General features: G+C 69.8%; 21 protein-coding genes and 2 pseudogenes. 15 read left to right on the top strand and 8 right to left on the bottom strand.

What is annotated here, in order from left to right:
• Positions 1 to 84 precede the first annotated feature (84 nt).
• From RMT89_RS11290 to RMT89_RS11275, 4 genes and pseudogenes are all read left to right on the top strand, one after another.
• A complete protein-coding gene (locus tag RMT89_RS11290; protein WP_315883688.1) occupies positions 85 to 1,041 on the top strand; it encodes a helix-turn-helix domain-containing protein in 957 nt (318 codons plus the stop codon).
• Between the two features lie 424 nt (positions 1,042 to 1,465).
• Positions 1,466 to 1,897 carry a hypothetical protein gene (locus RMT89_RS11285; protein WP_315883687.1) on the top strand — a complete coding sequence of 144 codons (432 nt, stop codon included), beginning with the start codon at positions 1,466 to 1,468 and terminating at the stop codon, positions 1,895 to 1,897.
• A 437-nt stretch (positions 1,898 to 2,334) separates the two neighbouring features.
• A complete protein-coding gene (locus RMT89_RS11280) occupies positions 2,335 to 2,700 on the top strand; it encodes a transposase family protein (RefSeq protein ID WP_315883686.1) in 366 nt (121 codons plus the stop codon).
• A gap of 545 nt (positions 2,701 to 3,245) precedes the next feature.
• A pseudogene (locus tag RMT89_RS11275) lies at positions 3,246 to 3,407 on the top strand (IS256 family transposase); the annotation flags it as partial.
• 182 nt (positions 3,408 to 3,589) lie between these two features.
• On the opposite strand, the gene RMT89_RS11270 reads toward RMT89_RS11275, so the two are convergent.
• Entirely contained in the window at positions 3,590 to 4,963 is a 1,374-nt protein-coding gene (locus tag RMT89_RS11270; RefSeq protein WP_315883685.1) for a glycoside hydrolase family 43 protein, read from the bottom strand.
• Positions 4,964 to 5,211: 248 nt separating this feature from the next.
• Here RMT89_RS11270 and RMT89_RS11265 point away from each other — a divergent pair, with 248 nt between their 5' ends.
• Together RMT89_RS11265 and RMT89_RS11260 are read left to right on the top strand one after the other, a co-directional pair.
• Positions 5,212 to 6,627, top strand: coding sequence for an amidase (locus RMT89_RS11265; protein WP_315883684.1), 1,416 nt, complete (start codon positions 5,212 to 5,214; stop codon positions 6,625 to 6,627).
• Between the two features lie 49 nt (positions 6,628 to 6,676).
• Positions 6,677 to 7,141: a type II toxin-antitoxin system PemK/MazF family toxin gene (locus RMT89_RS11260; RefSeq protein WP_315883683.1), complete on the top strand. Its 465-nt coding sequence runs from the start codon at positions 6,677 to 6,679 to the stop codon at positions 7,139 to 7,141.
• Positions 7,142 to 7,184: 43 nt separating this feature from the next.
• Here RMT89_RS11260 and RMT89_RS11255 read toward each other — a convergent pair whose 3' ends face one another.
• On the bottom strand, positions 7,185 to 8,003 hold the full coding sequence (locus RMT89_RS11255; protein ID WP_315883682.1) for a TIGR02452 family protein: 819 nt from the start codon (positions 8,001 to 8,003) through the stop codon (positions 7,185 to 7,187).
• A gap of 280 nt (positions 8,004 to 8,283) precedes the next feature.
• Between RMT89_RS11255 and egtA the strand changes: the two genes are divergently transcribed.
• The 5 genes from egtA (at position 8,284) to RMT89_RS11230 (ending at position 12,912) form a co-directional block, all read left to right on the top strand.
• A complete protein-coding gene (gene egtA, locus RMT89_RS11250; RefSeq protein ID WP_315883681.1) occupies positions 8,284 to 9,579 on the top strand; it encodes an ergothioneine biosynthesis glutamate--cysteine ligase EgtA in 1,296 nt (431 codons plus the stop codon).
• A complete protein-coding gene (gene egtB / locus RMT89_RS11245; protein ID WP_315883680.1) occupies positions 9,576 to 10,880 on the top strand; it encodes an ergothioneine biosynthesis protein EgtB in 1,305 nt (434 codons plus the stop codon). Before egtA ends, egtB begins: the two co-directional genes overlap by 4 nt.
• Positions 10,880 to 11,671 carry an ergothioneine biosynthesis protein EgtC gene (egtC, locus tag RMT89_RS11240; protein ID WP_315883679.1) on the top strand — a complete coding sequence of 264 codons (792 nt, stop codon included), beginning with the start codon at positions 10,880 to 10,882 and terminating at the stop codon, positions 11,669 to 11,671. The genes egtB and egtC overlap by 1 nt, the downstream gene beginning before the upstream one ends.
• Positions 11,668 to 12,630 (top strand): L-histidine N(alpha)-methyltransferase, encoded by a 963-nt coding sequence (gene egtD / locus RMT89_RS11235; RefSeq protein ID WP_315883678.1) that lies wholly within the window; start codon positions 11,668 to 11,670, stop codon positions 12,628 to 12,630. The genes egtC and egtD overlap by 4 nt, the downstream gene beginning before the upstream one ends.
• 66 nt (positions 12,631 to 12,696) lie before the next feature.
• On the top strand, positions 12,697 to 12,912 hold the full coding sequence (locus RMT89_RS11230) for a dodecin (RefSeq protein WP_315883677.1): 216 nt from the start codon (positions 12,697 to 12,699) through the stop codon (positions 12,910 to 12,912).
• 12 nt (positions 12,913 to 12,924) lie between these two features.
• On the opposite strand, the gene RMT89_RS11225 is transcribed toward RMT89_RS11230, so the two are convergent.
• Positions 12,925 to 13,416, bottom strand: coding sequence for an HAD family acid phosphatase (locus RMT89_RS11225; protein WP_315883676.1), 492 nt, complete (start codon positions 13,414 to 13,416; stop codon positions 12,925 to 12,927).
• A 67-nt stretch (positions 13,417 to 13,483) separates the two neighbouring features.
• Here RMT89_RS11225 and RMT89_RS11220 point away from each other — a divergent pair, with 67 nt between their 5' ends.
• The 4 genes and pseudogenes from RMT89_RS11220 (at position 13,484) to RMT89_RS11205 (ending at position 15,883) form a co-directional block, all read left to right on the top strand.
• On the top strand, positions 13,484 to 13,885 hold the full coding sequence (locus RMT89_RS11220; protein WP_315883675.1) for a (2Fe-2S) ferredoxin domain-containing protein: 402 nt from the start codon (positions 13,484 to 13,486) through the stop codon (positions 13,883 to 13,885).
• Between the two features lie 65 nt (positions 13,886 to 13,950).
• Positions 13,951 to 14,284, top strand: a pseudogene (locus RMT89_RS11215) (hypothetical protein); the annotation flags it as partial.
• A gap of 131 nt (positions 14,285 to 14,415) precedes the next feature.
• Positions 14,416 to 14,847 carry an NfeD family protein gene (locus RMT89_RS11210; RefSeq protein ID WP_315883674.1) on the top strand — a complete coding sequence of 144 codons (432 nt, stop codon included), beginning with the start codon at positions 14,416 to 14,418 and terminating at the stop codon, positions 14,845 to 14,847.
• 4 nt (positions 14,848 to 14,851) lie between these two features.
• Complete coding sequence (locus RMT89_RS11205) at positions 14,852 to 15,883, top strand: SPFH domain-containing protein (protein ID WP_315883673.1); 1,032 nt, start codon at positions 14,852 to 14,854, stop codon at positions 15,881 to 15,883.
• A gap of 168 nt (positions 15,884 to 16,051) precedes the next feature.
• On the opposite strand, the gene RMT89_RS11200 is transcribed toward RMT89_RS11205, so the two are convergent.
• From RMT89_RS11200 to RMT89_RS11180, 5 genes are all read right to left on the bottom strand, one after another.
• Entirely contained in the window at positions 16,052 to 16,867 is an 816-nt protein-coding gene (locus RMT89_RS11200; RefSeq protein ID WP_315883672.1) for an AfsR/SARP family transcriptional regulator, read from the bottom strand.
• A gap of 308 nt (positions 16,868 to 17,175) precedes the next feature.
• A complete protein-coding gene (locus tag RMT89_RS11195; RefSeq protein WP_315883671.1) occupies positions 17,176 to 18,390 on the bottom strand; it encodes an alpha/beta fold hydrolase in 1,215 nt (404 codons plus the stop codon).
• A complete protein-coding gene (locus tag RMT89_RS11190; RefSeq protein ID WP_315883670.1) occupies positions 18,387 to 19,076 on the bottom strand; it encodes a TetR/AcrR family transcriptional regulator in 690 nt (229 codons plus the stop codon). Before RMT89_RS11190 ends, RMT89_RS11195 begins: the two co-directional genes overlap by 4 nt.
• Positions 19,076 to 20,680: an MFS transporter gene (locus tag RMT89_RS11185; RefSeq protein WP_315883669.1), complete on the bottom strand. Its 1,605-nt coding sequence runs from the start codon at positions 20,678 to 20,680 to the stop codon at positions 19,076 to 19,078. The genes RMT89_RS11190 and RMT89_RS11185 overlap by 1 nt, the downstream gene beginning before the upstream one ends.
• 139 nt (positions 20,681 to 20,819) lie before the next feature.
• Positions 20,820 to 21,461 (bottom strand): 4'-phosphopantetheinyl transferase superfamily protein, encoded by a 642-nt coding sequence (locus tag RMT89_RS11180; protein ID WP_315883668.1) that lies wholly within the window; start codon positions 21,459 to 21,461, stop codon positions 20,820 to 20,822.
• Between the last annotated feature and the right edge of the window lie 78 nt (positions 21,462 to 21,539).

Below are 21,539 nucleotides of genomic sequence, written 5' to 3'. Positions count from 1 at the left end.
TAGGCCAATGCGGCGGGCACGAGTTCCGGAAACCGATTGCTGGTCCCTAGTCTGCGCGGGTGACAGCCGTCGGGAGGGGATGCGTTGCCCACGGGAAGCTACGTCGTGGAGACGACGAGGACCGCCGAGGTCGCGGCAGGCGAGCAGACCGATCTGTGGAGTGAGCGCGTCGGCACATACCAGACCCGGATGGACTACAAGTACCCCCGGGCCGAGGTCTTCCGCGGCGAGATGATCCGGCAGCGCAGCGACACGTACCAGGTCGTCACCTGGCACAGCGACCAGATCGAGTACGTCCGCACACCGGGCCTGATCCGCCAGATGCCGGACCCCGACTACCGGCTCCTCTTCCCGCTCTCCGGCGAACTGCGGCTACGGCAGGACGACCAGGAGGTGCGGCTGACGCCGGGCATGGGCAGCCTCTTCACCCTGGGCGCGCCCTTCGAGCTCCGGCACGGGGCGTCCCTGCGCGGAGTCATCATGTCGATCCCGGCCCAGGAGATCGACGGCCCGCTGAACCGGAAGGCGCCGCTGGCCACCGGACTCGATCTCACCAAGGGGCTTGGCCGGGTGGTGCATTCCGTGATGCGCAGCCTGAACGAGGAGCGCGACCATCTCACCACCCCGCAGTTCGACGCCGTATGCGACCGCGTAGTCGAGCTGCTCCGCATGCTCGCCTGCGGCGACGACCGTCCCGGCCCACCGGGGCAGCTGACCGAGGTCGAGGCGATGGTCCGCCGGTACGTGCGCGATCACGCGGCCGACCCCGGCCTGTCCGGCAACTCCATGGCCCGCGCCCTCGGCTGGTCCCTGCGCCAGATCCAGCTCGCGCTCCAGCACGTGGGCACCACGCCCCGCGACCTGATCCGCGAGGAGCGCCTCCGCCTGGTCCGCGAACGCCTCCTGTGCACCGACTGCACACACATGACGATCACGGACCTGGCGTACGCCTCGGGCTTCTCCTCGGCCAGCGCCATGAGCACGGCCTTCCACCGGCGCTTCGGGGTGAGCCCCCGGGAGATGCGCCACAAGGCCCGCTGATCCCGCGACAGAACAGGTCGGCCGGTGGAGCGTGTGAGGGGAGTTCCAATTCTTCCACTTCAGCCAGTCACTGAGCTGAGCGGTATGTGGGCATCGTAGGCGTTGGACTTAATGTCGCCCGATACGGGATTGCCGTCACGCCCAATTATACGTCCACCGGAATTGATGACGACGTGGTCGACTTGTTGATACTCCTGTGAATTGTTGAGATTACCTTGGTCTAGGCGCCCCGCTCGGTGCTCGGGCAGATATACGAGCTGGCCGACAGCCGGAGATAGCCGTCGGTACAGCGGGGACGGCCACCGGGTACTCACTCGCGCAGCTTCGGGATCCAGGAAGGTGTCGCGTTACCAGGCGCGCCTGCGACGCACAGGATGCCGGTGCCGCATTCGATCACCCCGGTCCCAACGACAAAGAGAACGGGGTGCTGACCGCGGTGCGTGGGCTGCTGTCGTACGCCGTGTCGGTGGGCGAAGGAAGCCCCGGCGTGCAGCGGCACGGCATTACGCCCACGTCCTCCGACCCCGGGGTCGCAACCGTGTTCGCGACTCAGGCTGAGAGGTTCGGCGAGGCTGTCGTAGAGGTCTATCCGCGCCGTGCGCTGCAGGGGGTCCCCGTACATGAGGGCTACATTGTGCGCGAAGCCGAATGGCCCGTTGATCCGGCTGAACTCTCGTCTCGCGCCTCCGTACAAGTTCCTTCCGCCGTTGCGCGAGATATTCTCTCGGAGATGGGAGTCAACGTACCAAGGAGAGTCAGAAACGAGGATATTGATCCTCTGCTCGAATACGACATCCCGAAACTTTCACCCGAACAGATTGCGCGATTTGTTGAGGAGGCACACAAACGTGCCTGAGAAGACAGTACTCAGCGTTCTGGAGGTCCTTCCCGCCCCGGCGCCACACACGGCGGTGTGTGTCGTGCGATGCATCGAGGGGACGGCCGCTCTGGGCCTGGAATTCCTTGCCGAGATGCCACAGGAGGCAGAGGGGGTTACTCCTTTGCCTCTCATCCTGGAAAAGATCGAGTGGTATGGAAGAGAAGTGGATCGTCTGGACACGGTTCATTCAGGCAAGGTCACTCTGAGGGGGGAGCCAGCCGGTAAGATCACATCGGGCACTACGTTGACATCCGCCCGATTGTGAGCACCCATTCCGTCTTCACCACCAGGGCTTGGTCAAGTTCCGGAGTCGTGCGGCTGGGTCGGGCTGGGGCCGGTTGGGGTGCATAGCGGAGCAGGCACGCGCTTCGTGATCATTGGGGTGTCGAAGCTCAACGATCATGAGGTGGCCCGTGCCTGCCGCTGCATCCTCCCCTATCCCCGCAGTGCGGGTGAAGCTGGGTCCGCTGGACGGCGGCCGGATCGCTGACCTGCGCCCCTGCCTGGAGCTGGTGCCCGACCCGCGTGCGCGGCAGGGCCGTTGGTACCCGCTGACCGCCATCCTCCTCATATGTGCCTGTGCGGCCGTCTCGGGAGCGAGGAGCGTCGACGAACTCGCCGAGTGGGCGGAGCGGGCCTCGGACGCCCTGCTGGCGGCCGTCGGCGTGCGCCGTCATCCGCTCCAGTGGCGCAGGACTCCCTCACGGACCACGATCGGGCGTGTCCTCCAGGCTGTCGACGGTGATGCCCTGGACCGGGCGGTCGGCGCCTACCTTTGACGCGCTGCACTCGGTCCAGGCGAACGTCACCTGGCTGGTCGAGACCAAGAACGCCCACTACATCGCGGTGATCAAAGCCAACCAGTGCGCCACGAGGCGCTTTGACACATCCCCGCCGCAGGCGGGACAGACTCGAAGGGAGGTCTGCTGGGTCCGATGGCTGACCTGGATCCGAAAGGTGAAGGGGACAAGAGCATGCCAGGAAACCGGCGACCGAGCCCAGGTGCCTGGGGCGGTGCGCCGGGGGACCCGCGCGGTATGGCGAAAGCTTGACTGCCTGAACCCCAATCTCCAGCGGCAGCAATTTACTGCGCCCGGAACGGCACCTGAAACCGGTGCCCGTCGTGACCGGGGACGTACTGGTTCGCCCTGGTCAACCTTCGCGGCGGGAGCGATGCCCAGCGAGGGCATTGAAGGAGATGAATGGGGCGCCTGGGCCGCGCTGATCGTGTGTCAGAGACGAACGTGGGATCACCGTCCCAGTACGGCTGGCGGTGACGGAGTGCCCGTAGTAGTCGCCGGAGTCACGCCCGGTCGAGGAGAGCCACTTCCCCAACGAGGCCGCCGCCCTCAAGTGCGTCTACATGGCGCTGATGAGCCTGGACCCGACGGGGAAGGGCCGCAAGCGGTGGACCATGCGCTGGAAGGCGCCCTTGAACGCCTTCCAGATCGCCTTCGAAGGCCGCCTGACCCCGAGCAACAACTGACACCTCAACAACCAAGATCAGCCGTTAAATTGACACACCACCAGCCGAGCGACACAGCCCAGCCAGCAAGATCAGCGCACATCTATTGCCCACCTGGCCGGGAGCTCCCGGGAAATCCAAGGAAGTGGAGGGAAGTGATCCGCAGGCGCCAGCGCGCCTTCCTTGGTCAGCGCAGGTGCAGGTCAGGCCCAGGCTGCCACTGGAGTGAACGAGCTGTCCTGCCGGAACAACTCCGTCCCGTCCGAGCGCTCCACCCGCAGCTGGTAGCCGTAGTGCCGCAGGTAATACCCCGGGTAGTTGTACGACTCGAAGCGCACCGAACCCGCCCCCGTTCCCGTCCGCGCGATGAACGTCGCGTCCCGCGCGAACGTCGTCGTGCCGTTGTTCGTGTCGAAGCGGGCGCGGAAGTCCCAGTGGCGGAGGTAGTTGCCGGAGGCGTCGCGGAAGGAATAGGCGCTGGCGTCGGCCAGGCCGGCGGTGACTGTGAAGGTGGAGGCCTGCTTTTCCGCCGCCGTGCTGGAGGCGCTCACCACCGGGAGGTTGAGCAGGGACGACTGCTGTTGCCAGTAGCGCGTCGGGTAGTTGGCCGACTGGAAGGAGCGGGTGGCGTTGCGGGGCAGGCTCGGGCCGCCCGACACCGTCTCCTTCACCACCGTGAAGTGCCGTGCCGTCCCGGAGATCGCGGGGAGTGCCGTCGGGGCCGACCATGTCGCGAAGGTGTCGTAGCTGTCGCTGTAGTAGTAACGGCCGTCGCCGTAGCCGTCGAAGAACAGGCGCCAGGCGCCGTTGTCGAGTTGGATCAGCGCCGGGCCCTCGCGGTAGCTGCCCCAGCCGGCCCAGTTGCCGGTCCGGGAGATCGTATAAGGACCCGTCAGGTTCGGCGCCGTGCCGTACTCGATGTACTTCGTCGTCTCGTTCTTGGTGAAGGCGTGGTACGTCGAGCCGAGCTTCACGATGAAGGTGTCGATGTGGTTGGCTCCGATGCCCGACAGGGCCACCGGTGAACTCCACGCCGTCAGCGCGGAGTTGGTCGCCCTCAGTCGGTACGGCGTGAAGATCCACTCGTCGTTCGTCGTCGAGCAGGACACGATGATGTTCACGCTGCCGTCGCTGTCGACGAAGAACTCCGGTGCCCAGGCGCGGGAGAGGTTCGTGATCGGGACCGGATAGTCGTAGAGGAAGGTCCAGTTGAGGCGGTCGGCGCTGCGTGCGAAGCCGATCGTGGTGCTGGTGTCCTGCCAGGTGTGTGTTGTGTATGTGGCGTAGTAGTAGCCGTCGGTGTGTCTGATGACGCTGGCGTCGCGGATGCGGTTGCTGGGCGGGGTGTAGGCGGAGGACTTCAGCAGGCGGAAGTCTGTCGCGTCGTCCGACTGGTAGACGTTCACCGTGCCGTCGTTGCTGTTGAGGAACGGCACGATCGTGTAGCGGGTGGCGGAGCCACTGGGTGGCGCGGCGGCGAAGGCCGGCGCCTCGGACAGCAGCAGTGCGGAGGCGGGTACGGCGGTCATCGCGCGCAGCAGGGTGCGGCGAGACGGGGTGGGGGGTCCTGCGGTCATGGGCGGCTCTCCCTCTGACACATGACACATGAGCACATGACACATGGCGCACGAAGTGTTCGACATTCCGAACTCAGTTCGGGAAGTCGATCAGAAGGTAGGGGTGGGGCGTGGGTGCGTCAATGGTTCGTGCACGACCCGGGAAGCTGCAGCATGCAGGCAACTCCGGCTCGCTCCGAAGTCGTTCCATCCCGGGGGCCCTGGAGGTTACTGTTCGGTAGACAACGCCGTCACCGGAGGTGTCCCGCATGACGTTCGACCGTTCCGCAGGCCTGGCGGAGTCCGCCCGTGCGCTGGCCGACGGGGAGGTGACGTCCCGGGCGCTGGTCGAACAGGCGCTCGCGCGCATCGAGGCGACGCAGGGGTCGCTGAACGCCTTCCGGATCGTCCGGGCCGAGGCGGCGCTCGCCGAGGCGGACGCGGCGGACAAGGAACTCGCCGCCGGAAACCGTCGGCCACTTCTCGGAGTGCCGGTGGCCGTCAAGGACGACATGGATGTCGCGGGCGAGCCCACCGCGTTCGGCTGCCGCGGGGAGTTCCCGCCGGTCGCCGAGGACGGTGAGGCAGTACGGCGGCTGCGCGCTGCCGGGGCCGTGATCGTCGGCAAGACCAATACCTGCGAGCTCGGCCAGTGGCCGTTCACCGAGGGCCCGGCCTTCGGGGAGACCCGCAATCCGTGGAACACCGAGCACACCCCGGGCGGTTCGTCGGGTGGTTCCGCCGCCGCCGTTGCCGCCGGGCTCGTCCCAGCCGCCCTCGGCTCGGACGGTGCCGGATCGGTGCGGATCCCCGCCTCCTGGACCAACCTCGTCGGTATCAAGCCGCAGCGCGGCCGGATCTCGACCTGGCCGCGCGGCGAGTCCTTCCAGGGCATCACGGTCAACGGCACCCTGGCCCGTACGGTCGCCGACGCGGCCCTGCTGCTGGACGCGGCGAGCGGCAACCACGACAACGACCCGCACCGGCCGCCCACCGTCGACGCCTCGGCGGCCGTGGGACGCGAGCCGGGGCGGCTGCGCATCGCCCTCTCCCTCAAGCCGCCCTTCACCGCACTGCCTGCCCGGCTCCAGCCCGAGGTCCGTGCGAAGGTCGTCCAACTCGCCGAGAAGCTCGCCGCGTTGGGGCACACTGTCGAGGAGGCCGATCCGCCGTACGGGCAGATCGGGCTGACCTTCGTGCCGCGGGCGACCGTCGGGATCGCCGAGTGGGTGACCGAGTCGCCCTTCCCGGCCCTCCTCGACCGGCGCACCCTGGACGCCGCCCGCCTGGGACGGCTGCTCGGCGGGGCACCCCTGCGGGCGGCCCGGCGCGCCGAAGCCGTACTGCACCGCCGTATCGGCACGTTCTTCGAGTCGTACGACGTCATGCTCGCCCCCACCACGGCCGCTCCCCCGCCGCGTATCGGCGCGATGCTGGGGCTCGGCGGGCTCGCCACCGACCGCGCGATGATCGCCGCCTGCCCCTTCGCCTGGCCGTGGAACGTGCTGGGCTGGCCCGGCGTCAACGTCCCGGCCGGGTTCGTCGAGGGCGGGCTGCCCGTCGGCGCCCAACTCCTCGGACCGTCCCACAGCGAACCTCTCCTGGTGTCGCTCGCCGCCCAGGTGGAGGCGGAGCTGCGCTGGCACGAGGCCTGGCCGCCGGAGCAGGTCGTCTCGGCCGTGTAGGCCAACGGCGGGGTGCCCGGCGTCGGTTCGTCCGAGGACACGCTCTAACGTGATCCCCGTGACTGCGTCCACCGAAGAGACCGAAGAGAACATCCCCGGCCGCCAGGGCCCCTTCGCCACCGTCGAGGCCGACCCCCGCGAGGTGGGCCGGGTGCGCACCGAGTACTCGCCCGCGCACGACGGTGACCCGGATCCCGGGGAGATCGTGTGGACTTGGGTGCCGTACGAGGAGAACGACGGGCGGGGCAAGGACCGGCCCGTGCTGGTTGTGGCCCGGGAGCCGGGCGGGACGTTCCTTGCCGTGCAGTTGTCCAGCAAGCGGCATGACGGGGACAGGGAGTGGGTGCCGATCGGGCACGGGCCCTGGGACCGGTCCGGGCGGGACTCCTGGGTCGATGTCGACCGGGTGCTGCGGCTGCACGAGCGCGGTATGCGGCGCGAGGCGTGCGCGCTGGACCGTATGCGGTTCCACTCCGTTGTGCACCGGTTGCGGATGCGATACGGCTGGAAGTAGAAGTGCGGGCCGTCCGTGGCTGGTCGCGCAGTTCCCCGCGCCCCTAACGGGGCGCTCCCGTAAACGCCTGTTCGAAAGCCGCCCGAGTCGCGGCCCCCGGCGTACGGTCCAGGATTCCGAACACCACGTGCTCGAACCGGCCCGCGAACCGTCCCCCCGGCCCGAGCAGCGCGCGGAACGCCCCCGCCACCTGCGCCGGGTCGTTCTGGAACACCCCGCAGCCCCACGCTCCCAGCACCAGCCGCCGGTAGCCGTGCACCGCGGCCACCTCCAGCACCCGCTCGGCGCGGACAGCGAGGGCCCGCGGGAGTTCCGCGGCGCGCTGCGGTGCCGTACGTCTGACGACTCCCGCGTTCGGTGCCGCGGAGGTCAGGAAGCCGGCCGTGTACGGCGAGTCCAGCAGGCGGCCGCGGTCGTCGCGGAAGACGGGTACGGCCGGCGAGTGGATGACACGGTCCGTGTAGAAGGGGTCGCGGTGCGCCCGGTGGTGGTCGTAGAACTCGCGGATCTCGATCAGGCAGGTGTAGAGCGCTGAGGCGCGGCACAGGGCCTCCTCCTGGGCCTGCGCGCCGTTGAGGTAGCCGCCGCCGGGGTTGCGGGCCGAGGAGAAGTTCAGTACGGCCGTCCCGGCGCCGAGCCTGCGCGCCGCCTCCAGGCTGCTCTCGCCCGTGACCTCGAAGAACGTATCCAGGGAAGGCGCCGGCGGCACCGGGACCGGAGCAGGCCCGTACATGCGCGTCCCCTGCCGGGCGGCTGACACCGCCACCGCGATGGACACTTCGTGGCCGTCGGAGGCGCCGTAGAAACCCGCAGCCACGATCTGTTCCGTCTGCTGTGCGATGCCCCGCAGGCGCGCGCTCAAGGCGCCACCCCCGTGAGCGCCTTGAGCGCGCGCCGGGCGTGTTCCCCCGTCGTGCTCATGCAGGCATCGTGGGCGATGCTCCATAGGTGGTGCAACAGAGTTTCTGGGTCCGCGAACGCCTCCGAAAACGGGCGGGAACTGGATGTGACTGATCCGGAACATCCCGGGATGCGCCCTTGTGCGGAGCCGGTTCAGCGTCTTGGGTGGGACGAGTGTGCCGTCCCGGCCCACCCGAAATGCCGGGCCGGTGGCATGGTGGAATATCAGGAGGGTTCCGATAATGCCAGATTCGTCCAGCAGCTCTTCACCGAGTGGCTGTACCAGGCCCCGCACCTCGGTCTCCGAGGCCGAGGTCGAGGCCCTGGTCCGTGGTATCTGCTTCAAGACCGGCCCACCCCGCACCCTCGGTGTCGAGGTGGAATGGCTCGTCCATGAGCTGCGCAGCCCGCAGCTCCCCGTCACACCCGAACGACTGCGAGCGGCCTACGCCGCCCTGCGGACCGTGCCCCTGAGGTCGGCGCTCACCATAGAGCCCGGCGGCCAGCTGGAACTGAGCTCGCCGCCCGCCGCCTCCCTGATGGAGTGCATCGGTACCGTCTCCGCCGACCTCGACGCCGTCCGCGCGACCTTGCGCGTGCACGGTCTCGGGCTGGTCGGCATCGGCCATGATCCCTGGCACGAACCGCGCCGCTATCTGCGCGAACCCCGCTACGACGCCATGGAGGCCTGCCTGGACCGCAGAGGTCCGGCCGGCCGCGCCATGATGTGCACCTCGGCCTCCGTCCAGGTCTGCCTCGACGCCGGTCACGAGGAGCCGGGCCCCTTGGGTCATGTGCGGCGCTGGTGGCTCGCCCACCAGCTCGGCGCGGTCCTGGTGGCGGCCTTCGCCAACTCCCCCCTCGCCGGGAACGAACCCACCGGCTGGCGCTCCACCCGCCAGCTGCTGTGGATGGAGATCGGCGAGGGCCGGGCGGGCGCTCCCCCGCTGGACGGCGATCCGCGCGCCGCGTGGGCCCGGCACGTCCTGGAAGCGCCGGTGATGTGCGTCCGCCAGGACAGCGGACCGTGGGAGGTCCCGGAGGGGCTCACCTTCCGGGAGTGGACCAGATCGGCGGTGCCGAGACCGCCCACCGAGGAGGACCTCGGCTATCACCTGACGACGCTGTTCCCGCCGGTCAGACCGCGCGGCCATCTCGAACTGCGCATGATCGACGCGCAGCCGGGCGAGGACGGCTGGATCGTCCCGCTCGCCGTGACGGCCGCCCTGTTCGACGACGCGCAGGCCACCGAGACCGCCTACCGCGCGGTGAAGCCGCTGGCCGAGCGGTCGCTGCCGATGCCCGCGCCGCACAACCCGCTGTGGACCGACGCGGCCCGGCACGGCCTGTCCGACCCCGAGCTGCACGAGGCGGCCGTCATCTGCTTCGCCGCCGCGCTGGAGGCACTGCCGAGGATGGGCGCCACCCCCGAGGTCACGGAAGCCGTAGCGGCCTACCGGGACCGGTACATCGCCCGGGGCCGCTGTCCCGCCGACGACCTGCTCGACCGCCTGCACGGGAAGGACATCCGCACATGACCGAGACCGAGGCGCTGCGGGAGCGGGCCCTGACGACCCTCGTCACCGCCCGGGACCGCACCACCCTGCTCACCAGCTGTGTCGAGGACCCGGACCTCACCGCGCAGCACTCCCCACTGATGTCGCCGCTGGTGTGGGACCTGGCGCACATCGGCAACCAGGAGGAGCAGTGGCTGCTGCGGGCCGTCGCGGGCCGGGAGGCCATGCGCCCCGAGATCGACAGCCTCTACGACGCCTTCGAGCATCCGCGCTCCGAGCGCCCCACCCTGCCGCTGCTGCCGCCCTCCGAGGCCCGGCTCTACGCCGCCGAGGTGCGCGGACGGGTGCTGGACCTGCTGGAGAGCACCGCGTTCCACGGGACCCGGCTGACCGAGGCGGGCTTCGCCTTCGGGATGATCGCCCAGCACGAACAGCAGCATGACGAGACGATGCTGATCACCCATCAGCTCCGTAAGGGCCCCCAGGCCCTGACCGCCCCTGACCCGGAACCGGCCCCGCTGTTCACCGGCCCTGCCGAAGTCCTGGTCCCCGGTGGCCCGTTCACCATGGGCACCTCGGACGAGCCGTGGGCGCTGGACAACGAACGCCCGGCGCACCGGCGCGAGGTGGCGTCCTTCCACATCGACACCACACCCGTCTCCAACGGCGCCTACCAGGCGTTCATCGAGGACGGCGGCTACGAGGACGAGCGCTGGTGGGCCCCGGCGGGGTGGGCCCACATCCGGCAGCACTCCATCCACGCGCCGCTGTTCTGGCACCGCGACGGCAAGCAGTGGCTGCGCCGCCGGTTCGGGGTGACCGAGGTCGTGCCGCCGAACGAGCCCGTGCTGCACGTGAGTTGGTACGAGGCCGACGCCTACGCCCGCTGGGCCGGACGCCGGCTGCCCACCGAGGCCGAGTGGGAGAAGGCCGCCCGCCACGACCCGGCCGGCGACCGCTCCACACGCTACCCCTGGGGCGACGCCGACCCCTCCCCCGAGCACGCCAACCTCGGCCAGCGCCATCTGCGCCCGGCCCCCGTCGGCAGCTACCCCGAGGGCGAATCTCCGCTCGGTGTACGCCAGTTGATCGGCGACGTGTGGGAGTGGACGGCGAGCGACTTCCTGCCCTACCCGGGGTTCGTGGCGTTCCCGTACAAGGAGTACTCGGAGGTGTTCTTCGGGCCGGAGTACAAGGTGCTGCGGGGCGGAGCGTTCGCCGTGGACGCGGTGGCCTGCCGGGGCACGTTCCGCAACTGGGACTACCCGATCCGCCGGCAGATCTTCTCCGGGTTCCGCACGGCCCGCTCGGAGTCCGTCTGATGTGCCGTCACCTGGCGTATCTGGGGCCCGAGGAGCCGCTCGGCAGATACCTCGTGCAGCCCCCGCACGGCCTGTACCGCCAGTCCTGGGCACCCAGACAGCAGCGGTACGGCACGGTCAACGCCGATGGATTCGGCGTCGGTTGGTACGCTGCCGGTGAGCCGGTGCCCGCCCGTTACCGGCGGGCCGGGCCGATCTGGGCGGACCTGTCCTTCGCCGATCTCGCCCGCGTCGTACGGACGACCTCCCTGCTGGCGGCCGTACGCGACGCGACGCTCTCCGGGGCGGACGCGGAGGCCGCGGCGGCGCCCTTCGCCTCCGGTACATGGTTGTTCAGCCACAACGGCGCCGTGCCGGGCTGGCCCGACTCCCTGGCACCGCTCGCCCGGACCCTGTCCGCGACGGATCTGCTGTCGCTGGAGGCCCGCAACGACTCGGCGTTCGTCTGGGCACTGGTCCTGGCCCGGCTGCGCGCCGGGGACGACGAGGGCCAGGCGCTCGCCGACACGGTCCGCGAGGTCGCCGAGGCGGCGCCGGGCGCGCGCCTCAACCTGCTGTTGACCAGCGGCGGCAGCATCACGGCGACCGCCTGGGGCGACACGCTGTGGTACCTCACGACACCCGGCCACGGCACGGTCGTGGCCTCCGAACCGTACGACGACGATCCGCTCTGGCACGAGGTCCCGGACCGCACGCTCCTCGTCGCGAAGGGCACGGACGTCATTCTCACTCCCCTGAAGGAGCCGGGCGAGGCCTCGGCACCCGCACCCTCCAAGGAGCCCCGCACGTGAGCCCGTTCCTCCTCACCCGCCAACTGCCCGAGGACGCCACGGAGGCCGCCCTGCGCGCCGACGTCCTGCACGGCCTGACCCGCACCCCGAAGACACTTCCGCCGAAGTGGTTCTACGACGCCCACGGCAGCGAACTGTTCGAGCAGATCACTCAGTTGCCCGAGTACTACCCGACGCGCGCCGAACGGGAGATCCTCATCTCCCGCGCAGGCGACATCGCCGCGGCCACACACGCCCGCACCCTGGTGGAACTGGGCTCCGGCTCCTCGGAGAAGACCCGGTACCTCATCGACGCGCTCACCGAACTGCACACGTACGTCCCCGTCGACGTCAGCGACAGCGCCCTCACCCAGGCCGGGCAGGCCCTCATCGAGGAACGGCCCGGCCTGGACGTACACGCGCTGATCGCCGACTTCACCGGCGGACTCACGCTGCCCGACACCCCGGGCCCCCGGCTGGTGGCGTTCCTCGGCGGCACGATCGGCAACCTGCTGCCCGCCGAGCGCGCCGCCTTCCTCGCCGGAGTGCGGCATCTGCTGTCACCCGGCGACGCGCTCCTCCTCGGCACCGACCTGGTCAAGGACGAGAAGGTACTGGTCAGGGCGTACGACGACGCGGCCGGGGTGACAGCCGCGTTCAACAAAAACGTTCTGGCCGTCGTCAACCGTGAGCTGGGCGCCGACTTCGATCCCGGCGCCTTCGACCATGTGGCGCTGTGGGACGCCGGGAACGAGTGGATCGAGATGCGGCTGCGGGCCCGTACCGCACAGACCGTGAAGGTGCCCGCGCTGGACCTCGCCGTCGACTTCGCGGCCGGGGAGGAGCTGTACACCGAGGTGTCGGCGAAGTTCCGGAAGGAGGGTGTGCGCGCCGAACTGTCCGCTGCGGGGCTGGAGCTGGCCCACTGGTGGACGGACGGCGAGGGCCGGTTCGCGCTGTCACTGAGCGTGGCGCGGTGACGGACGGCTCGCGTGATGTCCCGCCTTGGGGCACGGTGGAGTAACGCGTGTGAGAGGAGCACCCAGATGTCGAACCACACGTACCGGGTCACGGATATCGTCGGCACTTCGCCCGAGGGGGTGGACCAGGCCATCCGCAACGGTATCGAGCGGGCCTCGCAGACCCTGCGGAACCTGGACTGGTTCGAGGTGACCGAGGTGCGTGGCCAGCTCGACAACGGGCAGATCGCGCACTGGCAGGTGACCATGAAGGTCGGCTTCCGCCTGGAGGACACCGACTGAGAGGCCGGAACCTCAGGTCCGCCCCTCCCGCTCCTGCGCCGTCTTCAGCGCCGCGGAGGGGGCGGTCCACTTCGCCCGTACGACGGTGAACCCGGCCCGTTCGGCGTCCTCGCACACCAGCTCGTCGTCGTCCACCAGGACCCGGATCTCCCGGGTCCTGGCGAGACGGCGGAGGGTCTCCAGCTTGGTGCGCCGGGCGGGCCTGCGGTCGTCGTTGCGGCGCATGTAGACGCGCCCTTCGGGCAGCCCCTGGGCGGCGAGCCACTCCAGCGTGTCGCGCCGGCAGCGCTCGGGCCGCCCGGTCAGGTAGATGACCTCGCACTCCTCGGCGCTGGCCAGCACCAGCGCGATGCCCTCCGCGAGCGGCGGGTCGGCGGGCGCGGCGGCGAAGAAGGCATCCCAGTCACGGGGCTTGGACTCAAGGAACCGCTGCCGGTGGGCGGTGTCGGCGAGGGTGTTGTCGAGGTCGAACACGGCGAGCGGGCGTTTGCTGCTGTCGGTCACGGCGTCAACTCTACGCAGCGGGCGGCCCGGTGATCAGGGCGAACGCCGCAGGCCTCACACTTCTGTCATGCCTTCGACGCCCCGCACTCCCCTGACCGGCTCCGCCTGCTCGCTCGTCGTCTGCAGGGGCTGCTGCTGCGGCAGCGCCCGCAAGCACCCCGGCACCGACCACGAGGGCCAGCTGGAGCTGTTGCGCGCGGCAGCCGCGGAGCACGGTTTCCGGATCCGTACGACCGACTGCCTCGGCCCCTGCGACCAGGCCAACGTCATCGTCGTCGGCCCCTCGGCCGCGGGCCGGCGGGCGGGTGGGCGGCCGACATGGATCGGGTTCGCCACGGACGACGACAGCACCGACGAGGTCGTGCGCTGGGTGGCGGCGGGCGGGCCGGGGGTGGCGGAGCCGCCGGTGACGCTGGAGCTGCAGTTCATCGACCCGCCGAAGGACGCGCGGGTCCGCTCACGGCGCTGACCTGCGGGATCCTCCCCGAGGAGGTACATCATGGCCATCCCCGAGCGGAAGATGTCCCGCGGCACCAGACGGAGGAGTAGGAGATCTCGTCCACGGTGTTCCGCTCCGAACTCCCCCTTCACCCCGGGCGGTTGTGGGGCTTCGGGAGCCCGCACGCCCGGGAACTGTTCTTCATCGGCACCCAGTTGGACGCGACGGCACTCCAGGCGGCCCTCGCCGGCTGCCTGATGACCCCCCGGCGAGAGCCGCCCGTCCGCCGACCCGTTCCCCGCCTGGGACAGGTACGGCATCGACGAGGCCTGCGAGCACGAAGGCGGCGACCGTTGGACGGGGTCGTCGAGATCGCCTGTGGCCGGCTGGTCCTCGCCCGCACCCACTCCGTCGGCCCGGCCTTGGTGACGGCACGCGGCTGATCAGGCACGTCGGCGGCGGGGATTCCTGTCCTGGGGGTATCGCCGGCTGCCCGTATCGGGGTCCAATGGAGAGAGTCAAGCCCTTCCGTCCAAGGCATCGGCCAGAAGAGGCACGCAATGGATCCATGGCTGATCTGGTTGATCACCGCAGCTGTGTTGGCTGGGGTGGAGATCTTCACCCTGACTGCTGCGCTCGGAATGCTGAGCGTGGCCGCGTTGGTCACGGCGGGGTCCGCCGCGATCGGGCTGCCGCTGCCCTTCCAGTTCCTGGTGTTCGCCCTCGTCTCCACGGTCACCGTGGTCTTCGTGCGCCCCATTGCGTTGCGCCATGTGCTCCAGCCTCAAACCGAGCGATTCGGTATAGATGCGCTGGTCGGCAGGGGTGCCTACGTCATCTCCGAGGTGACGGGCCGGGACGGCCGGGTCCGGATCGACGGTGAGGAGTGGACGGCCCGCGCCTACGACGAGACGCTGGTGATTCCCGCCGGCAAGACCGTCGACGTCATAGAGATCAACGGCGCCACCGCGATCGTCTACCCACGGGACTGAAACCATGGACGCATTGCTCATCGCCGGACTCATCGTCGCGCTGATCGCGGTTTTCACCGTGATACGGGCGGTCCGTATCGTGCCCCAGGCACGCGCTCGCAATGTCGAGCGGCTCGGTCGCTATCACCGGACCCTGACTCCCGGCCTCAGCCTCGTCATCCCTTACATCGACCGCGTTCATCCGGTGATCGACCTGCGGGAACAGGTCGTCTCGTTCAAACCGCAGCCGGTCATCACCGAAGACAATCTGGTCGTCGAAATCGACACCGTGCTGTATTTCCAGGTCACCGACCCCCGAGCGGCCTTCTACGAGATCGCGAATTTCCTGCAAGCAGTCGAGCAGCTCACCGTCACGACGTTGCGCAACGTCGTGGGGTCCATGGACCTGGAGAAGACCCTCACCTCACGGGACACCATCAACAGCCAGCTGCGCGGCGTGCTGGACGAGGCCACCGGCAAGTGGGGGCTGCGGGTCAACCGGGTGGAGATCAAGGCCATCGACCCTCCCCAGTCCATCAAGGACGCCATGCAGAAGCAGATGCGGGCCGAACGGGACAAGCGGGCCGCGATTCTCGGGGCCGAGGGGCAACGCCAGTCACAGATTCTCACCGCCGAGGGCGACAAGCAGGCCGCCGTCCTGCGCGCGGAGGGCAACCGTACCGCTGCGATCCTCCAGGCCGAGGGGCAGTCCCGAGCCATCGACGAGGTGTTCCAGGCCGTGCACCGCAACGACCCGGACCCCAAGTTGCTCGCCTACCAGTACCTCCAGATGCTGCCCCAGATCGCGCAGAACTCGGGAAGTACGTTCTGGGTGATTCCCAGCGAGGTGACCGCCGCGCTCCAGGACGTGTCCCGCGCGTTCAGCGAGGTACTGCCACAGTCGCCGGCGACCCGGGAAAAGCCCTCGGACGACAGCGCCGCCCAGGCCGCCGACGACAAGGCTCAGGCCGAGAAAGCCGCTGCCGCGGCCCTTGCCGACGCGGCCAAGGCCGATGGCGTCACCCCGGATACCCTCCGATCCGATCCCCCACGCTGACCAAGGGCGCGGTGACCGGCCGGGGATGGAGGTCCCCGGCCGCCTCCGCCACCCGTTCAGCGACACACCCGAACTCGTGCCCTACCGAGGGCTCCTCGGCGCCGGGCTCCCTCTCCGTCCGGCGGCCACAAACGGACCCAGGACGACTCATCCAGGCCACATACCCGCTCAGCGCAGGGCCGGAATGACCCCGGCGGCCTCCAGCCGCTCCGGGTCCGCCCGCAGGATCGCCTCATGGGCGAGGCGCAGTGACGGGCCCGGCTCGACTCCCAGTTCCTCTCTGAGCACCCGGCGGGCGCTGCGGTACACCGCCAGGGCGTCGCCCTGGCGGTTCGCCCGGTAGAGGGCGACCATCAGCTGGTGGTGGAAGGGCTCCCGCAGCGGGTGCTGGACGACCAGGCCGCGCAGTTCCTCGATCATCTCGTGATGGCAGCCGAGAGCCAGCGCCGCGTGCATCCTCAGTTCGGTGCAATTCAGCCGTTTCTCGTCCTGGACGGCGGTGAACGAATCGATGACCAGCGAGCCGGGAATGCCCTCCAGAACAGGGCCTCGCCACAGCGACAGCGCCCGGCGGAGAAGTTCGGCCGCATGCGGGAAATCAGCCGCCACATACCGTTCCCGGCCACGGGTGTAGAGCAGCTCGAATTCGTGGAGATCCATCACCGTCCCCGTCGTGTCGAGAATGTATCCGAGGGGCGTTGTGATGATGGGTGACATACCACTCGGACTGCTCAGAATTTTTCGCAGCTGCGAGATGTACACCCGCAGACTGGCGAACGCGCAGCGCGGCGGGTCCTGCTCCCACAGTTCCGCCACGAGTTTCTCGCCGGCCGCCGGCTCACCCGCCCTGATCAGGAGCAGGGCGAGCAGTTTGGCGAGCTTGGGTGCCTCAGGTGTCAGGTCTGTACCGCCCCGGGACACCCGCAGGCGCCCAAGCAGGTCGTAGCGCAGTGGCTGGTCAGCCTGTACAGAGGACAGGGCCACAGCAAACCCCCCAGAATGCGTGGGTACGCATTCAACTGATTCTGGTTCCCCCGTCCGCCCTCAGGTCTGGGACGCCACATAGTCGGCAATATCGCCACTAGTTGCGTGAAGCATATGCTAGCTCCCCCTTCGATGCCACCCCCTCCCCGTTACACGGTTATTAAGGACAATAGAACTCGGCCCGCCCGGATACGAGCTATGGGAATGAAATTCGGCCGCCCGAATTGAATCGGCCATGAATCGTGTCCCGCGAACTGCCCGGCCCGCGGACGAGCGGACCGGGCATCGTACGCCTGCTGTGCCGACGGTCAGACCGGGACCGCCCGTCCCGTCCCGAGGGTCTGCGTCAGCCACGAGAAGAGCCGGTCGTGGAAGAGCCGCATGGCACCCGAGTGGCAGTGCGCCCCGCCGCCCTCGTCCGCGGTGAACACCTGAAGCGTCTTGGGCGAGTTCAGTCCTGTGTAGACCTTCTTCGCGTGTTCCAGGCCGGCGAAGAACAGATCCTCTTCCGCGTCCATGACGAGCACGGGACAGCGCACCTTGCCGATGACCTCCGACAGACCGAACGCGGGCAGCCGGCGCAACAGCCCGGCCGGGGTGTCGACGCCGAAGGTCCACAGGGCGTGCCGCAGCAGCCAGCGGGTGAAGGTCTGCTGGGCGGCGATCCCCCACATGACCGGGTTGGCGAAGTCGTCGTGTCCCTGCTCGACCCAGTCCAGCACGAACGGCGGCAGCGGAACGACGTCGCCCAGCTGCCAGACCGCGTCATGGGCGACGCAGCCGGCCAGCCGGTGCTCGAACGCGGCCGCCCGCACCGCGAGCAGCCCGCCGAGGCTGGTGCCGACCAGCGCCAGGCGGTCGGGGTCCACGCCGGGCAGGGACAGCGCGTGGTCCACCACCGGGGTGACGACCTTCTCCCAGTCGGGCCGGAAGACCAGTCCCTGGTCGCGCACGACGGAGCCCTGTCCGGGCCCCTCGAAACACAGACAGTTCCAGCCCTGGGCGAGGGCCGCCGCGGCCACGAAGAAGTAGCCCTCCTCGACCGTGGAGTCGAGCCCCCCGTGGTGGATGATCGTCGGCCGGGGCTCGTCGGAGTCGTCCACCCGGTAGAGATAGGCGGGCAGTGAGGTGTCCTCGTACGGGATGCGCAGGAACTGCGGTGGCCGCTCCATGAGTTCCGCGGCGTCGGCGAAGGTCTCCCGGGACAGGCGCATGAGCCGTAGGGCCTCCGCCCCCCGCGGATCGTCGCGCTCGAAGAACTCGGCGGTCCGGTAGTAGTTGTGCGCCCGCAGCAGCGCGGTCCGGGCGTCGACGGTGCGGCCCTCTTCGCGTGCCGCGCCGGCCAGGGCGTGGACGCGTTCGGCGAGCGACGTCCACGCGTGCCGCCAGGCGTCGGTGTCTCCGCCGGGGATCCGGGAGGCGACCGCGACGACCTCACCGAGCTGTGCTCCGCCGTAGTCGGCATAGCCGGCGGCGCGTAAGGCCTGGTAGTCGAAGGCGGGGTCGTCGAACAGGAATTTCATGGCAGCGGCTCCTCTGGTTGTGGGAGGTGCTCGGACGTCGTGCCCGGGCTTGTCCCGGCACGGACCGTGCGGGTTCCGTTCAGGAACGTGTCGACGATGCGCTCGGCGAACACCACGGATTCCACGGGGCGTTGGCGCAGGATCAGGCGGGCGGCCATCGGTCCGGTGAGCATCTCGATCGCGTCGTCCAGGTCGAGGTCGGCCCGCAGCTCACCGCCGGTGATGCCGTCTCGCAGCACATGCAGCAGTGCCTCGTGCCGGGCGGCGACGACCGTGTTCTCGAATTGCTCCACCAGCTGCGGGCGGCGTACCGCCTCACCGAGCAGACTGCCGATCAGCCGGTGCAGATTGGTGTCCTGACCACGGTGGCGGAGCTGGTCGACGAGGGTCACCAGACGGTCTCGCAGGCTGAGTCCGTCCAGCGGCGGCACAGGCAGGTCGAGGCTGCCCAGCGCGGCCAGCACCAGCTCTTCCTTGTTGCGCCAGCGCCGGTAGATGGTGGCCCGGGCGACGCCCGCGCGCTGGGCGACCAGGTCCATGGACAGGTCGCCGAAGCTGCACCCCTCACTGAGCAGACCCAGGGTGCTGTCAAGGATCGCCTGGTCGGCGGCGGGGTCGCGCTGACGGCCGCCCCGGGGTGAGGGCCCCGGGGCGGCCGCAGCTCGGTCGGCGGGCGGCATAGGCATCAGACCTCCGTGGTGTGGACTTCTCGCGTGGGCGCCTCCTGGCCGTCGGGCGCTCCGGCGGCCGTACGGGCAGGCAGGAACAGCAAGCTGACCAGGGCGCCGAGGAAGGTGACGCCGGCGGCGACGAGGGCCGTGAGGTGCATGGCCGAGACGAACGCGTCGACGGCCTGTCCGGCGAGCGGCGCACCGCGCGGACCCAGCTCCTCCGCGACGGTGAGGGCGCCGGCGATGGACTCCTCCGCCGTGTCACGGACCGGTGCGGGCAGCGGCGTCACGTGGTCCTCGATGCGGGAGCGGTAGGCGACGGAGAGCACCGAGCCGAGGACGGCGACGCCGAGGGCGCCGCCCACCTGCCGGAAGGTGGTGGTGACCGCCGAGCCGGTGCCCGCCCGGTCCTGGGAGACGGCGGACATGGCGGCCGAGGTCGCGGGCGGCATCACACAGGCGATGCCGATGCCCATGACGAACAGCACGGACTCGATCACCCACACCTCGGTCCGCTCGTCGATCCCGGCCACGGCGAGAAAGGCGAGTGAGGTCAGCAGCATGCCGGTGGCGCACACCGGCCCGGAGCCGATCCGCCTGGCCAGGAGCGTGGCCGGTGCCGAGCAGGCCAACTGGGCCAGGGCCAGGGGCAGCAGCAGGCACCCGGCCTGAAGCGGTGTCCAGCCGCGCACGCTCTGCAGATAGAACACCAGGAAGAAGGTGGCGCCGAGCAGGGCGAAGAAGACCAGGCCGATCACGGTCACGGCGGCCGAGAAGCGGCGGACGGTGAACAGGGCGAGGTCCAGCGCGGGGCGTTCGGTGCGGTGCTCCCACAGCGCGAACAGGCCCAGCACCAGCAGACCGCCGAGCATCGGCCCCCACACCACCGGCTCCGCCCAGTTGTCCGACTCTCCGCCCCGGATCACGCCGTACACCAGTGCCGTGAGCCCGGCGACGGACAGCACGGCGCCGAGCGGGTCGAGGCCGCCGCGGCCGGGGTCCTTGGACTCGGGGACGACCACGAGCACGGCGGCGGCACCGATCACCACGACGGGCAGGTTGACCAGGAACACCGAGCCCCACCAGAAGTGTTCGAGCAGCGCGCCGCCGGTGATCGGACCGAGCGCGACGGCGAGGCCTGCGGCACCCGCCCACAGACCGATGGCCTTGGCGCGCTCGGCGGGCGGGAAGACGGCCATGATGATCGCCAGGGTGGCCGGCAGCACCAGGGCGGCGCCGATCCCCAACCCGGCCCGCGCGACGATCAGTTCGTCGGCGCTGCGGGCGTAGGCGGACCACAGGGAGCAGACGCCGAAGACCAAAAGACCGGCCAGCAGGACGCGTTTGCGTCCCCAGCGGTCGGCGAGCGCGCCGGTGGTGAACAGCAGGGCCGCGAAGACGAGGGTGTAGGAGTCGATCGACCACTGCAGATCGCCCGGTGAGGCACCGAGGCCGTCGGGCGCGGGCTCCGCCAGGGCCTTCAGGGCCACATTGAGGATCGAGGTGTCCAGGACTACGAGCAGCAGGCCGACCAGGAGCACCGCCAGCACCCGCCAGCGGTGCGGGTGCGCGGTGGGCGACGCTTGGTCAGGGTGCTTGCGGCGAGGCTGAGTTGCCACGGTTTCCGCTCCTCGGCAAGAAGAGGGTGAACGTGAGCTGAGTGCCGTACTGGTGCCGTGTGGCCTCGACGCTAGACCCGGCGAGCAATCGAGTCAACGGTGTATCGAAACATGGCTGACTCGATTGCGGCGGTGCCGGTCACGGTCCGTCAGGTCCCAGCGCGCGGGCGACGGCGTATCGGTCCAGGACGCGGTCGCAGCGCAGGCGCCAACCGGGTGCGGCGCGATCCAGCCACCAGCCGGTCCCCGGGGCGGGCCGGGGGCGCAGTTGTGAGAAGTCGTACGCCAGCCCGACGCCGAGCGCCTTCGTGTACGCCTCCTTGAGCGTCCACAGCCGTACCAGCGCCGCATTGCGTTCGGCGGGCGGCAGTTCGCGCAGCTCCGCCAGTTCCTCGGGGTGGCAGAACTTCTCGGCGAGCCCGCGCGCCATCAGGGGGCGGTCCCACGCCTCCACGTCCACCCCGATACGGCGGCCGCGGGCCACGCCGACCACGAGCACGTCGGCCGTGTGACTGATGCTGACGTCCAGCCCCTGGGGAGCATGCAGGACCGGCCGCCCATGGCCGTCGCGGCCCACGACGACTCGGTGGGGGTGCGTGCCGTCGGCCGCGGCCACCGCATGGCGCAGCAGCAACCGGGAGCCCGACGACCGTGCCCGGACGACGGGTTCACGCGCGGACGCCACCGCCCACTCGTCCAGCCGGCCGAGGCAGACGGCATGTCCGCCGGGCGGCAGGGGGTCGAGCGATTGCGCTTCGACGCGTACGTCCGGTCCGGTCATCAAGTCCTCCTTGCACCGGCCGCTTTCGGCACCGCGTGCCAGCACAGTACGTGGCCCCACGGGCACCCACCGTTGCAC

It is taken from the genome of Streptomyces sp. P17 (genome assembly GCF_032436805.1).
Lineage (GTDB): Bacteria > Actinomycetota > Actinomycetes > Streptomycetales > Streptomycetaceae > Streptomyces.
This window is presented reverse-complemented; position numbering and strand designations above follow the sequence as displayed.

What these genes read in the sequence shown, in the direction of transcription:
- egtA (WP_315883681.1), top strand. Translation starts at nt 8,284, where the DNA reads ATGCCAGATTCGTCCAGCAGCTCTTCACCGAGTGGCTGTACCAGGCCC.
- RMT89_RS11270 (WP_315883685.1), bottom strand. Translation starts at nt 4,963, where the DNA reads ATGACCGCAGGACCCCCCACCCCGTCTCGCCGCACCCTGCTGCGCGCG.
- RMT89_RS11220 (WP_315883675.1), top strand. Translation starts at nt 13,484, where the DNA reads ATGCCTTCGACGCCCCGCACTCCCCTGACCGGCTCCGCCTGCTCGCTC.
- RMT89_RS11190 (WP_315883670.1), bottom strand. Translation starts at nt 19,076, where the DNA reads ATGCCTATGCCGCCCGCCGACCGAGCTGCGGCCGCCCCGGGGCCCTCA.
- egtB (WP_315883680.1), top strand. Translation starts at nt 9,576, where the DNA reads ATGACCGAGACCGAGGCGCTGCGGGAGCGGGCCCTGACGACCCTCGTC.
- RMT89_RS11195 (WP_315883671.1), bottom strand. Translation starts at nt 18,390, where the DNA reads ATGAAATTCCTGTTCGACGACCCCGCCTTCGACTACCAGGCCTTACGC.
- RMT89_RS11265 (WP_315883684.1), top strand. Translation starts at nt 5,212, where the DNA reads ATGACGTTCGACCGTTCCGCAGGCCTGGCGGAGTCCGCCCGTGCGCTG.
- RMT89_RS11180 (WP_315883668.1), bottom strand. Translation starts at nt 21,461, where the DNA reads ATGACCGGACCGGACGTACGCGTCGAAGCGCAATCGCTCGACCCCCTG.
- RMT89_RS11230 (WP_315883677.1), top strand. Translation starts at nt 12,697, where the DNA reads ATGTCGAACCACACGTACCGGGTCACGGATATCGTCGGCACTTCGCCC.
- RMT89_RS11205 (WP_315883673.1), top strand. Translation starts at nt 14,852, where the DNA reads ATGGACGCATTGCTCATCGCCGGACTCATCGTCGCGCTGATCGCGGTT.
- egtC (WP_315883679.1), top strand. Translation starts at nt 10,880, where the DNA reads ATGTGCCGTCACCTGGCGTATCTGGGGCCCGAGGAGCCGCTCGGCAGA.
- RMT89_RS11210 (WP_315883674.1), top strand. Translation starts at nt 14,416, where the DNA reads ATGGATCCATGGCTGATCTGGTTGATCACCGCAGCTGTGTTGGCTGGG.